We start from the raw sequence: 13645 nt of genomic DNA, 5'->3' as shown, positions 1-13645 counted from the left end.
TAGTATGCTAACTTATTTAATTTCTTTGCCAAGACCAATAAAACGGATTATTACACTCTCCATTGATGTTGTTTTGTTAACGTGTGCATTTTGGTTTGCATTTTGGGTTCGTATTGATTCTATGACACCGTTAACTAGCGTATCCCACTGGTTACTGCTCACATCAATAATAGTAATTACTCTTGCCATCTTTGTAAAACTTGGACTTTATAGAGCTGTAATACGTTACATAACCGCGAAAATACTGCTTGTTGTTTCTCTTGGAATGCTAATTTCGTCGTTACTCCTGATTATTGCCGCTTTTTACACAAACCTCTATCTTCCAAGAACCATCCCCTTTATTTATTTCTCGTTCGGGGTATTGCTTGTGGCGGGCTCGCGCCTTGGAATGAGAATGCTAGTTAATCGTGGCTTAAAATTGGGAACCCGCGTCATCATATATGGGGCCGGAGCTTCAGGACGACAGTTACTTCCCGCGTTGAGTCAGATGGATGAATACTATCCCGTTGCGTTTGTTGACGACAATCGCTCATTACAGGGGCAGGTTATCCATGGTGTAAGTGTGTTTTCGCCAGAAAAATTGGCATGGCTAATCGAGAAGTATGAGGCTAAGAAAATTCTGCTGGCGATGCCAAGTGCCAGCCGTGCGAGAAAAAATGAGGTGATTTCTACCCTCGAAGGACTACCTTGTGAGGTGCTTTCGATTCCGGGAATGGTTGACTTGGTTGAAGGAAAAGCGAGAATCGATGCTTTACGTAAAGTAGTAATTACCGATCTGTTAGGTCGCGACCCTGTTTCACCGATCCCTGAATTAGTCTCAAAGAATATTCTTGATAAAACGGTCATGGTCACTGGCGCAGGAGGGTCTATTGGTTCTGAACTATGCCGACAAATAATCAAAAATAAACCTTCACAACTAATTCTTTTCGAGTTATCAGAATACTCACTTTATTCTATCGATTCTGAGCTAAGAAATTTAATTCTGACACAATCCTTGAATACTAAGATTTACCCAATTTTAGGTAACGTTCAGGATATGGAACATCTTGAAAGGCTAATCAAGGCATTTAACGTTGAGACTATATACCATGCGGCAGCCTATAAGCATGTTCCGCTAGTTGAATTCAATGTTATTGACGGTGTCCGTAACAATATCTTTGGAACTTTGTGCTGCGCTCAAGCTGCCGAAAATTGTGGCGTCGAAAGTTTTGTTCTTATCTCTACAGATAAAGCTGTGCGGCCAACAAACACAATGGGTGCAACAAAGCGTATGGCGGAGCTGATTCTGCAGGCCCTGGCATCAGAATCGAGTAAAACCTGCTTCAGCATGGTCCGGTTCGGGAATGTGTTAGGTTCGTCCGGTTCGGTTGTCCCCCTATTTGAAAAACAAATCGCTGCTGGTGGTCCGGTAACATTAACGCACCCTGATATCACCCGTTATTTCATGACCATTCCTGAAGCAGCGCAGCTTGTGATCCAGGCTGGAGCAATGGGTAGTGGGGGAGATGTTTTTGTGCTGGATATGGGCGACCCGGTTAAAATTATTGATCTCGCCCACCGCATGATTGCCTTGCAGGGACTTTCCGTCCGTGATGATAAAAATCCTTATGGTGATATTGCTATCAAAACGACGGGACTGCGGCCTGGTGAGAAGCTTTATGAAGAGCTTTTAATAGGCGATAACGTCTCTATAACACAACATCCACGAATTAAAACGGCTAATGAAGTCATGCTTCCGTGGAGTGAAATGAAAAATATTCTTGCAGAATTGGATATCTCATGTCGCAACTTTGATTATGAACGGGTGCGCAAAATATTGCTAAATGCACCTACTGCATTTAATCCTACTGATGACATCTGTGACTTACTCTGGAAAGAAAACAACAGTTAAGTATTTTAAGTCAGTACCAAAATCTGAAATTAACTCACAAAGTAGATGGGAAAGGGATTCTTTCCCACCGAAGGATTTATAATGAACGTAATTCAAACACCTTTAAAAGATTGTGTGATCATTGAGCCTAAGGTTTTTGGTGATTCTCGCGGTTTTTTTCTTGAAGCCTGGCATAAAGAAAAATATGAAGATGCAGGAATTAAAGGTACTTTTGTACAGGATAATCGCTCACGTTCGAGTCGAAATGTTCTACGTGGACTGCATTTCCAGAAAACGAAGCCTCAGGGTAAATTAGTTAGCGTAATCAGCGGTGAAGTTTATGATGTTGCAGTGGATCTTCGCCAAGATTCTGATACGTTTGGCCAATATGTTGGTGTACTTCTTTCAGGCGAGAAGAATAACCAGTTGTACGTTCCTCCTGGGTTTGCCCATGGATTCTGCGTATTAAGCGATTATGCCGATTTCCACTATAAGTGTACTGATTTTTACGATCCAAAGGATGAAGGTGGGATTATCTGGAATGATCCGGATATTGCCATTGACTGGCCGATAACATCACCACTCCTCTCTGAAAAAGACATCAAATTAATTACACTCGCTGAGTATAAGAAAACGTTATGAAAGCACATTATACAGTGATCGGTGGACGTGGTTTCATTGGTAGTGAAATCGTGGAAAACCTTCTGGCTAAGGGGGAAAAAGTTGAAGTCCCGCCACGCGATGATGAGACTCTTTTTGATAGAGATCTGGGCATTGTCATCTATGCTGCTGGCAATGGTGATTGTGCAAACACACCATTTGATGTATATAAATCAAACACCGAGTTGCTGGCATCAATTTTGGAACGCGCTGAGTTCTCGAAATTAATCTATATTTCATCAACGCGCGTATATATGGAACAAGATAGCGCGTCGGAAAATGATAATCTTACGGTATGCAGCAGCGATAACCGAAGACTTTTTAACCTTACTAAACTGGTAAGTGAAGAGTTATGCCTTAAAAGCAGCCGAGATACGATTATTGTCAGACCTAGTAACGTTTACGGTTTGGCGTTAAAAAGTAAGTTATTCCTGCCAAGCATAATAAGAAATGCAATTTCGAATAAACATATTGATATGTATGTTGCGCCTGCATATGCAAAAGATTATGTTTCAGTTACGGATGTTGCAGAAATGATTTACCTCATCAGCAGTAAGAATGAACATCACATCTATAACATTGCTTCTGGTGTAAATACCAAAGCATCTGATATTGCAGATTTAATTGCAAGTAAAACTGGCTGTACGATCAAATGGCATGAAGGTTTCAAAGGTGAGTATTTCCCTCCTACGGATAATACCAGAACTATAAATGAGTTCGGCCATGTCTATAAAAATGTATTGTCTGATATAGAAATAATGATCGATAACTTTAAAAAGAATATGACAGATGTCTAATTTTTTCTTATCAGCCATTAAAAAAAATGTGGCGGATGAAGATAAAAGAAAAGTCTTTGTGAACTTTTTTTATCTTAGCCTCGAGAGAATCACTCAACTCGTTATCATTATTATTATTAACAGATTATTGATAAATCATTATAATTTTGGTGATTTCAGTAGCTGGCAATACTCTCTCGTTATTCTGGCTATATTCATGACAGGCACATGGATCTGTGGGGCTGAGGTGGTTATTCCTAAATTGCTGGATGCACCATCAAAAATAAACTCCACTATGAGCAACGTGATTTTATTGCGTCTAGCGGCAGGAGTTTTCGTTGCATTGTGCATGGTGGCATGGGGAATCTTTGCTGCCAGTGGACTGTCCAGACAGTTTATTATTGGTTTGGCCATATCTGTTGCATTACGAGAAACTTTTATTGTAGGTTTAACATGGTACCAAAGCCAGGCTCGTCTCAAGTTACCTTGCCTCGTGCTGATGTTCGCTGCAATAATTAAACTCATTGTCATTTATATTGGTGTAAGAAATCAATTGCCAATAAATTATCTTTGGGTGGCATGGGTTATTGAATCACTTTTACCTTGTGGCTTTATCTTTTATACTTTCAGAAAAGCTACAGGATTTAAATTCGTGAAGGTTGATTCTGAGATTTTTTCGTATTTTAAGATTGGTGTCGCCGTATGGTTTTGTTTGATTATGCAGCAGGTCACCATGAAATTTGATCGAGTATATCTCGAAGGAAAAATTTCTGGAGAAACGTATTCGAACTATGCAGCAGCACTTCAGTTAGTCGATAACTGGTATGCAATATGTATTCTGTTTGTTCAGGCAATCGCACCAATTTTTATATTTAAATTTATTGATATTACAATAATAAAAAGAAAATTGCCGTTCTGTATTTTCGCTACGCTTTCAGTAACCTGTGCTGGCGCACTGTTTACAACAATTCTTGCCGACATGATTATTCACGTCCTTTATGGTGCAAAACTCGTTTACGCATATAGTTATTTAAAAACATTTGTCTGGTTAACACCAATATTAGCTATAGATCAGTTGCTCAGTATGGTTCTAATTAGAATGAAGCAGTTAAAAAAATTAGCTATTAAGTGGTTGATAGCCTTCTGCCTGGTAGTGGCTATTGTTCCTGCCATTTTTCATTATATGGGGGTGAGTAACATCGTCATCGGTTTAGCAGTAGTCTACGCCTTTAATATAATTTATTCTACGAGGTGCATTAGTGCAGTACAATGATAAGATTTCAATAGTGGTCCCTGCTTACTGTGAACCATCGAAAGTTAAGCGCTTCATGGATGCTATACTGAATATTGATTATCCAAACAACCTTGTCGAATTAATCCTTATTGACGATTGTAGTCCGATTTCACTTGCAGAAATCGCAGGCTCGTATGCGGAAGCGTTTAAAGATAAGATAAATTTTTTATTCCACAGGAACCAAATAAATTCTGGCAGGGCAATTTCCCGTAACGTGGGTATTTCTCTCGCGACAAATTCGTTGATAATGTTTATTGATATCGACAACCTGCTTGAACCTAACGCATTAAAAAAGATCGTTTCTTTTTTCCATGACAAGAGCTATACAGCAGCCAGAATTAACATACGAATCGATCCCGCCAGACTCAACACCAGCAATTATCTCCGCTATTTTGACAGTCGTTATTTGGGGGCGCGTAACATGCCTGAAGGAATTATAAGCACTCGTTTCTTCGCAAGTGACGGCATTATCCTGACGCGAGATATAATTGACACAATTGGCGGTTTTGATGAAACTTTCTATCATTACGGCTGTGAAGATGAGGAACTTGGCATCCGAGTTTCAAAAGCAAAGTATGACTTTTATTTTTTACCCGATGCAAGAGCAGAAGACAGTGATACCCCAACTTTGCGCAGAGCTTCGGAAAGAATGGTTGTATATGCATCAAAATCGTTCCCTGTTTTGAAAGAAAAACATCCGGAATGCGTGAAGGACAGTCTCTTTTCATCTTACGAAGTGATGTTGGAAGATACAAAACTCCTTAGTAAACTACTCATAAAGGCTATACATATTCTTCCAATAACAACGACACGAAAAATTCTGCTCTGCTTGTGTGATAAATTAGATTCAAAAACGATTAAAATACCCGATTTTGTATATAAAGTCGTATTGGCACTTTCATATATTGAAGGTGGAAGACTTCGACAGCTGAGGATGTAGGATGAGTATTTTTTTATTGTCCCCAGGGTTTGTATATGCTTCAATTTGGTTGTTTACAATTTTCTTATATTCGCTTGGATTGACGACTAATATTAGCCCTCTCTCAAGTGAGATGATGGTGTTTTTGTCAATCAATGTTGTTCTGGGGTTGATTTTTTCACTTCCATTTATCACTCCTGGCAGTATTAATCATGTTCGTCTTAAAGATATTATGCCATCTTGGCGGGCGACAAAAATATGGCTCATCATTTGGTGCTTTGCAATAATACCTGATGTGGTTGTTGCTGGTGGGATCCCAATGATTATGCAATTTAGGGGCGGCTATAACTATACCGAGTTCGGAATACCAACATATCATGGCATAGTTAATATGCTATTCCTTTTTGTTTTTCCGTCACTATATTATCATTTTCTTTTATCAAAACGGAAAAGTATACTTCTGGTAATTCTGTTAATGAGCATCTGGGAAATGCTGGTCTTCAGACGTGGTATTCTGATGTCTGGTCTCGTAGAAATATTCTTTTTATTCTTTATTTATAAAAAATTCACGAAAAAGATGTTTGTTTATACTGTATTGTCAGTTGTGACAATAGTTCTACTTTTTGGAGCAGTAGGAGATATCAGGGGCGCAGAAAATCCGTATCAATATTTGTTGTCACCACAAGGCCAATTTTTGTCGAGTCTGCCTTCAGGATTTACATGGTTTTATGTCTATGTTACTGCGGGTCTTGCAAATCTCGCCTATAACTTTGCGGATATAGTGCCGGTATACGATTTTACAAGTTTCCAGGATCTTTTCCCCAGTGTTATCCGGAATCTCATTTATAGTGATTTAGGATTCCACGATACCATGGCATTAGTAGATGATAATGCCAACGTTTCAACAATGTTTGAAAAGCTAATGCCCGATCTTGGCATCGCGGGCTCCCTAATTGTGGTTACATGCTTACTTCTGCTTTTCAGTATTGCCTACAAGAATTTGCTAAAGTCATATCGTTTAAGTTTATTTCCTTATGCGATTGCAATGCAGTGCGCAATATTTAGTGGCTTTTATAATTTATTTTTTATACAGACATATTTCTTACTTTTCATTGTAACTCTTGTTCTTGTGAGAATTAAAATATTTACAGGGAGTCATCCTAATGTTTGAGTTAGTTAAGGAAGATGTACGGAGATATTACAAACTGAGTGGGCGTAATAAATCAAAAGTTTCTCTTTTAGGTATAATTTCAGCTTTTATCGGAATGAAAATGACTCCAGTTATTTTATACCGCATGAGTCATTTTTGCTATAAGAAAAGAATCCCTGTTTTAGGAAAGATTTTTTCGCTAATAAATTTTATTGTTTTTGGGGTTGAAATTGCGTCAAACTGCGAAATAGGTGGTGGTTTTTTTATACCACACTCGCAGGGTATTGTTATTGGCGCATCTAAAATTGGTGTTAACGCAACAATATACCAGCAAGTTACGCTGGGTGCGAAAAATATCGATATTCCATTCAATCACGCTAATCGCCCTGTTTTAGGTGATAATGTAGTAATTGCATCAGGGGCTAAGGTTCTTGGTGGTATTCGAATTGGTGACAATGTTATTGTCGCGGCTAACGCTGTTGTAATGCATTCCTGTGATGACAATGTGCTACTTGTAGGCATTCCGGCCATTGTGAAGAAGAGTATTTAAAATGAAAGTGCTGTTTTTATGTCCTCGCTTTTTTAATTATGAGACCGAAATATCTGATGGATTAAGGCGAGCCGGTGCCACCGTTGATTATTTCGATGAAAAGCCATTTAATAACGTCTTTTTTAAAATTTTACTTAGGCTCTGGAAAGATAATAATTTCCTTAAACGCATTTCAGACGCGTATTTTGAGAGGATATTGCTTCAAACAAGAGATGATTACGACTATGTTATAGTGCTTAAAGGTGAGTCTCTCGATAGAAAAAATCTACTTAAATTCAAAAATAAATATAAGAGTGCTCAATTCATTTACTACGCGTGGGATTCTATTAAAAATTACCCTCATATTCAGGAGTATCTAAACTTATTTGACCGAGTGTTTACCTTTGATGACAATGATGCTCGAGAATATGATTTTATGGATCATTTGCCATTGTTTTATTCCCCTGATTTTGTAAGCACAGCGACAAGAAAAACAGCAAAGAACGTTAAGCCAAGTATTGCATTCCTCGGTACCGTACATAGTGACAGATACAAGCTATTAGGGGAAATTTATGAGAAATATAAAAATGAATATGATTTAAGGTTTGTGCTTTATTTTCCTTCTATTGTTGTATTGGCTGGTTTTATTCTTACCAATATAAAAGATGTCATTAAATACAGACTCTTTAGTTTTACACTTCGCTCTAGAAATAAAAAACAGATTGCGTCATTCTTCTCTGGTGCTGATGCTGTGCTTGACATCCAGCATCCCCGGCAGACAGGTTTGACGATGAGAACAATAGAATGCTTACCTCTAAAGAGGAAGTTCATAACTACTAATAGCAGAGTTAAGGACTACGACTTTTATGCATCTGAAAATTTTTATTTTATAGACCGCAAAAATATTTATATAGACTCTGCTTTTTTTGATATCCCGTATGATGAAAAGCATACGGATGCAATTTCGCGTTATAGCGTAGACTCATGGGTAAAAACATTGTGCTCAACTGATATCAGAAAAGATGTTGTTTAATTGAAAGATATTAATTCTAATTTAGCTTAAGAGTATTGAGGTAGTAGAATGAAGGGTATTATTCTTGCTGGCGGTTCAGGAACACGTTTACACCCAATTACACGTGGAGTCTCTAAACAACTTTTACCCATTTATGATAAACCTATGGTTTATTATCCAATGTCGGTGCTTATGCTTGCGGGTATCCGTGATATTCTCTTAATCACAACACCTGAAGATCTGCCTTCTTTTAAACGTTTGTTAGGAGATGGTAGTCGTTTCGGAATTAATTTGTCCTATGAAATTCAGCCGTCTCCTGATGGCCTTGCGCAAGCATTCATTATTGGTGAAGAGTTTATCTCTGGTGATAAATGTGCCTTAGTATTAGGTGATAATATTTTCTTCGGGCAGAGTTTTGGTAGGAAACTTGAATCGGTTGTTTCAGGTAATGCCGGGGCTACTGTTTTTGGCTACCAGGTAATGGATCCAGAGCGTTTTGGTGTTGTAGAGTTTGATGAAAACTTCAAGGCATTAAGTATAGAAGAAAAACCAGCTGCACCTAAATCCAACTGGGCTGTTACTGGCCTATATTTTTATGATGCAAACGTGGTTGATATGGCAAAACGCGTTAAACCATCAGCACGCGGTGAACTTGAAATTACTACGCTGAATGAGATGTATCTCGAACAGGGAAATCTTCAGGTAGAATTACTGGGACGAGGCTTTGCATGGCTCGATACCGGTACCCATGACAGTTTAATCGAAGCATCACAATTTATTCATACTATTGAGAAGCGACAAGGGTTCAAAATCGCCTGCCTGGAGGAAATTGCTTACCGTAACGGTTGGCTCACTGAGAGTGAGGTCCTGACCTACGGGAATGAAATGAGCAAGACCAATTACGGCCAGTATTTGCTCAATTTAATAAAAAATAGCAAATAGCGATTCATAAAATTTACAATATCATACCCTTATTAGCTATCAGGTTTTGATTATAAAATGAAAGCAAAATATTTTTTCCTTACCTCTGCGCTTCTTTTACCTCCTGCATTCTCTGGTGAAAAACAGCAATGTGATTTTCTCTGGGGCACGGCATCCTCATCTTACCAGGTTGAAGGTGGCTGGAATGAGAGTGGAAAAGGTCCTTCAAATTGGGATTATTTTACTCATAATGAAGTAACAAAATATACTATTGGTACCGTTGAAAATGGAGATGTTGCAGCCAATCAAATTTCTCGGGATGTCTATCTAAAAGATATACAACTCATGAAAGAATTAGGTGTCAATTCGTACCGCTTCTCCATATCCTGGTCCAGGGTCATGCCTGACGGTGTAACGGTAAATAAAAAGGGATTAGAATATTACAACCAACTTATTGCTGACTTAAAAGAAGCTAATATTGAGCCGGTGATTACACTTTACCACTGGGACATGCCATTAGCGCTTTATAAAAAAGGTAGTTGGTCTAACCCTGAATCACCAGTGTGGTTCGAAAAATTTGCACAAGTAATTTTTGAGAATTTTGGTAATAAAAGTCATAATTTTATTACCTTTAATGAGCCAGAAGGCTATGTTTTTACTCTTGAACCCCTTGCAGCAAATCTCATTGAAAAAAAACCAGACGGATACCGTGACGTTTTGTCCGTAGCGTCTCGTGGAAAACAAGCGGTAGCATTACACAACCTTTTGATTGCAAATGCGATGGTGGTACGTAATTACCATAAGGCTAAATATGACGGACGTATTGGCATTGCGTTAAACTTATCTCCTTGCATCGATAATGGACATCCAAATAGTACTACTGAGCAGTTATGTAACGATCTCCACAACAACTGGATTCTCGATGCTCTATATAAGGGAAAATATCCAGATTCAGTATTGAAAATGTATCAATCAGCATATCCTAAATTTAAGCCCACATCTCAAGATATGCAATTGATTACCCAAGGAAAACCTGATTTCATCGGCGTAAATTATTATGGTCCAACATTGGTTAGGCATGATAAATCTGAACCGTTTGAAATAGGTAATGTCCCTAACCCAGATAAAAAACCATCCGTCAACGGACCTGTTTCTCCTGAGGCGTTGGTTACAATGATGAAAAAGATTGATGCCGAATATGCTCATCCTACCTTCATTATTACTGAGAATGGTGCAGGTTTTGGTTTAGCTGATGAAAAACTTAAGGAAGGGGTCATTTCTGATAAGTTGAGAGCAGACTATCTCAAGAGACATGTTACTGCCGTTATGAATGCCAAAAAGGAAGGATTGGATATTCAGGGCTATCTATTTTGGAGCTTGCTCGATAATTTCGAATGGTTATGGGGTTACAAAAATAGGTTTGGAATAATTGGTGTCGATTTCGATGATAAGAATTTGAAACGTATACCTAAGTTAAGCTATTATATTTACCAGAAAACTATTAAAGAATATAAAAAGCAATGTATTTCAACGACGCAAAAATGACCACTTGATAAAGCCATGCTTTTGTTATGGCTAAAGTGTATTAATGACCATAATTACCTACCTCTGCTCTCGATTTCTGAGTTAAGATTATTCGATAATATATCCACCGGGAAGTACCTGGTGGGACCACACCTGACAGGAGTATGTAATGTCCAAGCAACAGATCGGCGTTGTCGGTATGGCAGTGATGGGGCGCAACCTGGCGCTCAACATCGAAAGCCGTGGTTATACCGTCTCCGTTTTCAACCGCTCCCGTGATAAGACTGAAGAAGTGATTGCCGAGAACCCAGGCAAGAAGCTGGTTCCTTTCTATACGGTGAAAGAGTTCGTTGAGTCTCTGGAAACGCCTCGTCGAATCCTGCTAATGGTGAAAGCGGGCGCAGGTACCGATGCAGCTATCGACTCCCTGAAGCCTTACCTCGAAAAAGGCGACATCATCATTGATGGCGGTAACACCTTCTTCCAGGACACCATTCGTCGTAACCGTGAATTGTCCGCTGAAGGCTTCAACTTCATCGGTACCGGTGTTTCCGGTGGTGAAGAGGGTGCGCTGAAAGGCCCATCTATCATGCCTGGTGGCCAGAAAGAAGCGTACGAACTGGTTGCGCCTATTCTGACTAAAATCGCTGCTGTTGCGGAAGATGGCGAGCCGTGTGTGACTTATATCGGTCCGGACGGTGCGGGTCACTATGTAAAAATGGTGCACAACGGCATCGAATACGGCGATATGCAGCTGATCGCAGAAGCATACTCCCTGCTGAAAGGCGGCCTGAATCTCTCTAATGAAGAGCTGGCTGAAACCTTTACCGAGTGGAACAAAGGCGAGTTGAACAGCTACCTGATCGACATCACCAAAGATATCTTCACGAAAAAAGATGAAGAGGGTAAATACCTGGTTGATGTGATCCTGGATGAAGCAGCGAACAAAGGTACCGGTAAATGGACCAGCCAGAGCTCTCTGGATCTGGGTGAGCCGCTGTCTCTGATCACCGAATCCGTCTTTGCGCGTTATATCTCTTCTCTGAAAGAGCAGCGCGTTGCTGCTTCTAAAGTGCTGTCAGGCCCACAGGCTAAACCAGCCGGTGACAAAGCTGAGTTCGTCGAGAAAGTTCGTCGCGCCCTGTACCTGGGTAAAATCGTCTCCTACGCGCAGGGCTTCTCACAGCTGCGTGCGGCGTCTGACGAGAATAACTGGGACCTGAACTACGGCGAGATCGCGAAGATCTTCCGCGCGGGTTGCATCATTCGTGCGCAGTTCCTGCAGAAAATCACCGATGCCTATGCTGAAAACGCAGGTATCGCTAACCTTCTGCTGGCACCGTACTTTAAGAAGATTGCAGACGAGTACCAGCAGGCGCTGCGTGACGTGGTTGCCTACGCTGTACAGAACGGTATCCCGGTTCCAACCTTCTCCGCTGCGGTGGCGTATTACGATAGCTACCGCGCTGCCGTTCTGCCTGCCAACCTGATTCAGGCACAGCGTGACTATTTCGGCGCGCATACTTACAAGCGCACGGATAAAGAAGGCGTGTTCCACACCGAATGGATGGAATAAGTTAACTTACTCGCTTTCATCAAACCCGGAGCCTGTCTCCGGGTTTTTTTATGCAAAAAATGCCGCGCATTATTCGAAGTAGTCTGAATCTCATCCCCCTCGTTGTGATTACTCCTGGTTTGCCTTGACAGTGCTGTTTGCCAGGAGGTACAAAGCCCAACAGTTATGTTTATCGCGATGGTCTGCTGGCCATCAATACAGTTAACTAAAAGAAGTCATTAGCGAATGAAAATAACAATTTCCGGAACAGGGTATGTCGGTCTTTCTAACGGCATTCTGATTGCTCAGAACCATGAAGTGGTTGCGCTGGATATCGTGCAGGCCAAAGTGGATATGCTCAATCAGAAGAAATCGCCGATTGTCGACAAAGAAATCCAGGACTATCTCAGCAACAAACCGCTGAATTTCCGCGCCACGACAGATAAAGAAGATGCATACCGCGATGCGGATTACGTCATCATTGCGACGCCTACTGACTACGATCCAAAAACCAATTACTTCAACACCTCAACCGTAGAAGCGGTTATCAAAGATGTTATTGCGGTCAATCCTGATGCGGTGATGGTTATTAAATCAACCATTCCTGTCGGCTTTACCAAATCCATCAAAGAAAAGTTTGGTATCGATAATATTTTCTTCTCGCCTGAGTTCCTGCGTGAGGGGAGAGCGCTTTATGATAACCTGCATCCTTCCCGTATCGTTATTGGCGAACGCTCTGATCGCGCTGAACGTTTCGCTGCGCTGCTTCAGGAAGGCGCAGTGAAGAAAGATATTCCGGTGCTGTTCACAGACTCCACCGAAGCGGAGGCGATTAAGCTTTTCGCAAACACCTATCTGGCAATGCGAGTCGCGTACTTCAATGAGCTCGACAGCTATGCAGAAAGTCTTGGGCTTAACACCCGCCAGATTATTGAAGGGGTTTGCCTCGACCCGCGTATTGGTAACCACTACAACAACCCGTCATTTGGCTACGGCGGTTATTGCCTGCCAAAAGATACCAAGCAGCTGCTGGCAAACTACCAGGCTGTACCGAATAATCTCATTTCTGCGATTGTTGACGCTAACCGTACGCGTAAAGATTTCATCTCCGATTCTATTCTTGCGCGCCAGCCGAAAGTGGTCGGCGTGTATCGTCTGATCATGAAGAGCGGTTCCGATAACTTCCGCGCCTCTTCCATTCAGGGGATCATGAAGCGCATCAAGGCGAAAGGCGTTGAGGTTATTATTTATGAACCGGCCATGCAGGAAGATCAGTTCTTCAATTCCCGCGTGATCCGCGATCTGGATGCTTTTAAGAAGGAAGCGGATGTCATCATCTCGAACCGTATGGCCGAAGAGCTGGCTGACGTCGCTGACAAAGTCTATACCCGCGATCTGTTCGGTAGCGACTAATTCTCTTACGTTAAAATAAAAA

General features: G+C 40.8%; 12 protein-coding genes. All 12 read left to right on the top strand.

Annotated features, from left to right (window positions below):
- The first annotated feature begins 4 nt into the window (after positions 1-4).
- Positions 5-1891 (top strand): nucleoside-diphosphate sugar epimerase/dehydratase, encoded by a 1887-nt coding sequence (locus tag OKF39_RS15600; RefSeq protein WP_047363176.1) that lies wholly within the window; start codon positions 5-7, stop codon positions 1889-1891.
- An 81-nt stretch (positions 1892-1972) separates the two neighbouring features.
- Positions 1973-2512: a dTDP-4-dehydrorhamnose 3,5-epimerase gene (gene rfbC / locus OKF39_RS15595; RefSeq protein WP_028013780.1), complete on the top strand. Its 540-nt coding sequence runs from the start codon at positions 1973-1975 to the stop codon at positions 2510-2512.
- Positions 2509-3327 carry an NAD-dependent epimerase/dehydratase family protein gene (locus tag OKF39_RS15590; RefSeq protein WP_479983121.1) on the top strand — a complete coding sequence of 273 codons (819 nt, stop codon included), beginning with the start codon at positions 2509-2511 and terminating at the stop codon, positions 3325-3327. Before rfbC ends, OKF39_RS15590 begins: the two co-directional genes overlap by 4 nt.
- On the top strand, positions 3320-4579 hold the full coding sequence (gene wzx, locus OKF39_RS15585) for an O45 family O-antigen flippase (protein WP_479983120.1): 1260 nt from the start codon (positions 3320-3322) through the stop codon (positions 4577-4579). Before OKF39_RS15590 ends, wzx begins: the two co-directional genes overlap by 8 nt.
- A complete protein-coding gene (locus tag OKF39_RS15580; RefSeq protein WP_028013777.1) occupies positions 4566-5540 on the top strand; it encodes a glycosyltransferase family 2 protein in 975 nt (324 codons plus the stop codon). The genes wzx and OKF39_RS15580 overlap by 14 nt, the downstream gene beginning before the upstream one ends.
- A gap of 1 nt (position 5541) precedes the next feature.
- A complete protein-coding gene (locus OKF39_RS15575; protein ID WP_479983119.1) occupies positions 5542-6690 on the top strand; it encodes an O-antigen polymerase in 1149 nt (382 codons plus the stop codon).
- Positions 6683-7219, top strand: a complete 537-nt coding sequence (locus OKF39_RS15570; RefSeq protein WP_047363182.1) for a serine O-acetyltransferase — start codon at positions 6683-6685, stop codon at positions 7217-7219. Before OKF39_RS15575 ends, OKF39_RS15570 begins: the two co-directional genes overlap by 8 nt.
- Before the next feature lies 1 nt (position 7220).
- A complete protein-coding gene (locus OKF39_RS15565; RefSeq protein WP_049137382.1) occupies positions 7221-8231 on the top strand; it encodes a WaaS/CpsH family glycosyltransferase in 1011 nt (336 codons plus the stop codon).
- A 48-nt stretch (positions 8232-8279) separates the two neighbouring features.
- A complete protein-coding gene (gene rfbA, locus OKF39_RS15560) occupies positions 8280-9152 on the top strand; it encodes a glucose-1-phosphate thymidylyltransferase RfbA (RefSeq protein WP_028013773.1) in 873 nt (290 codons plus the stop codon).
- Positions 9153-9209: 57 nt separating this feature from the next.
- Positions 9210-10676: a glycoside hydrolase family 1 protein gene (locus OKF39_RS15555; RefSeq protein WP_248214619.1), complete on the top strand. Its 1467-nt coding sequence runs from the start codon at positions 9210-9212 to the stop codon at positions 10674-10676.
- A gap of 148 nt (positions 10677-10824) precedes the next feature.
- Complete coding sequence (gene gndA, locus OKF39_RS15550; protein WP_028013772.1) at positions 10825-12231, top strand: NADP-dependent phosphogluconate dehydrogenase; 1407 nt, start codon at positions 10825-10827, stop codon at positions 12229-12231.
- Between the two features lie 225 nt (positions 12232-12456).
- On the top strand, positions 12457-13623 hold the full coding sequence (gene ugd / locus OKF39_RS15545; RefSeq protein ID WP_048961289.1) for a UDP-glucose 6-dehydrogenase: 1167 nt from the start codon (positions 12457-12459) through the stop codon (positions 13621-13623).
- The last annotated feature ends 22 nt before the right edge of the window (positions 13624-13645 follow it).

Source organism: Enterobacter cloacae complex sp. HYC042_NIDB, from assembly GCF_056673315.1.
Note: the sequence above shows the minus strand (reverse complement) of the source record. Positions and strands in the feature narration are given on the sequence as shown.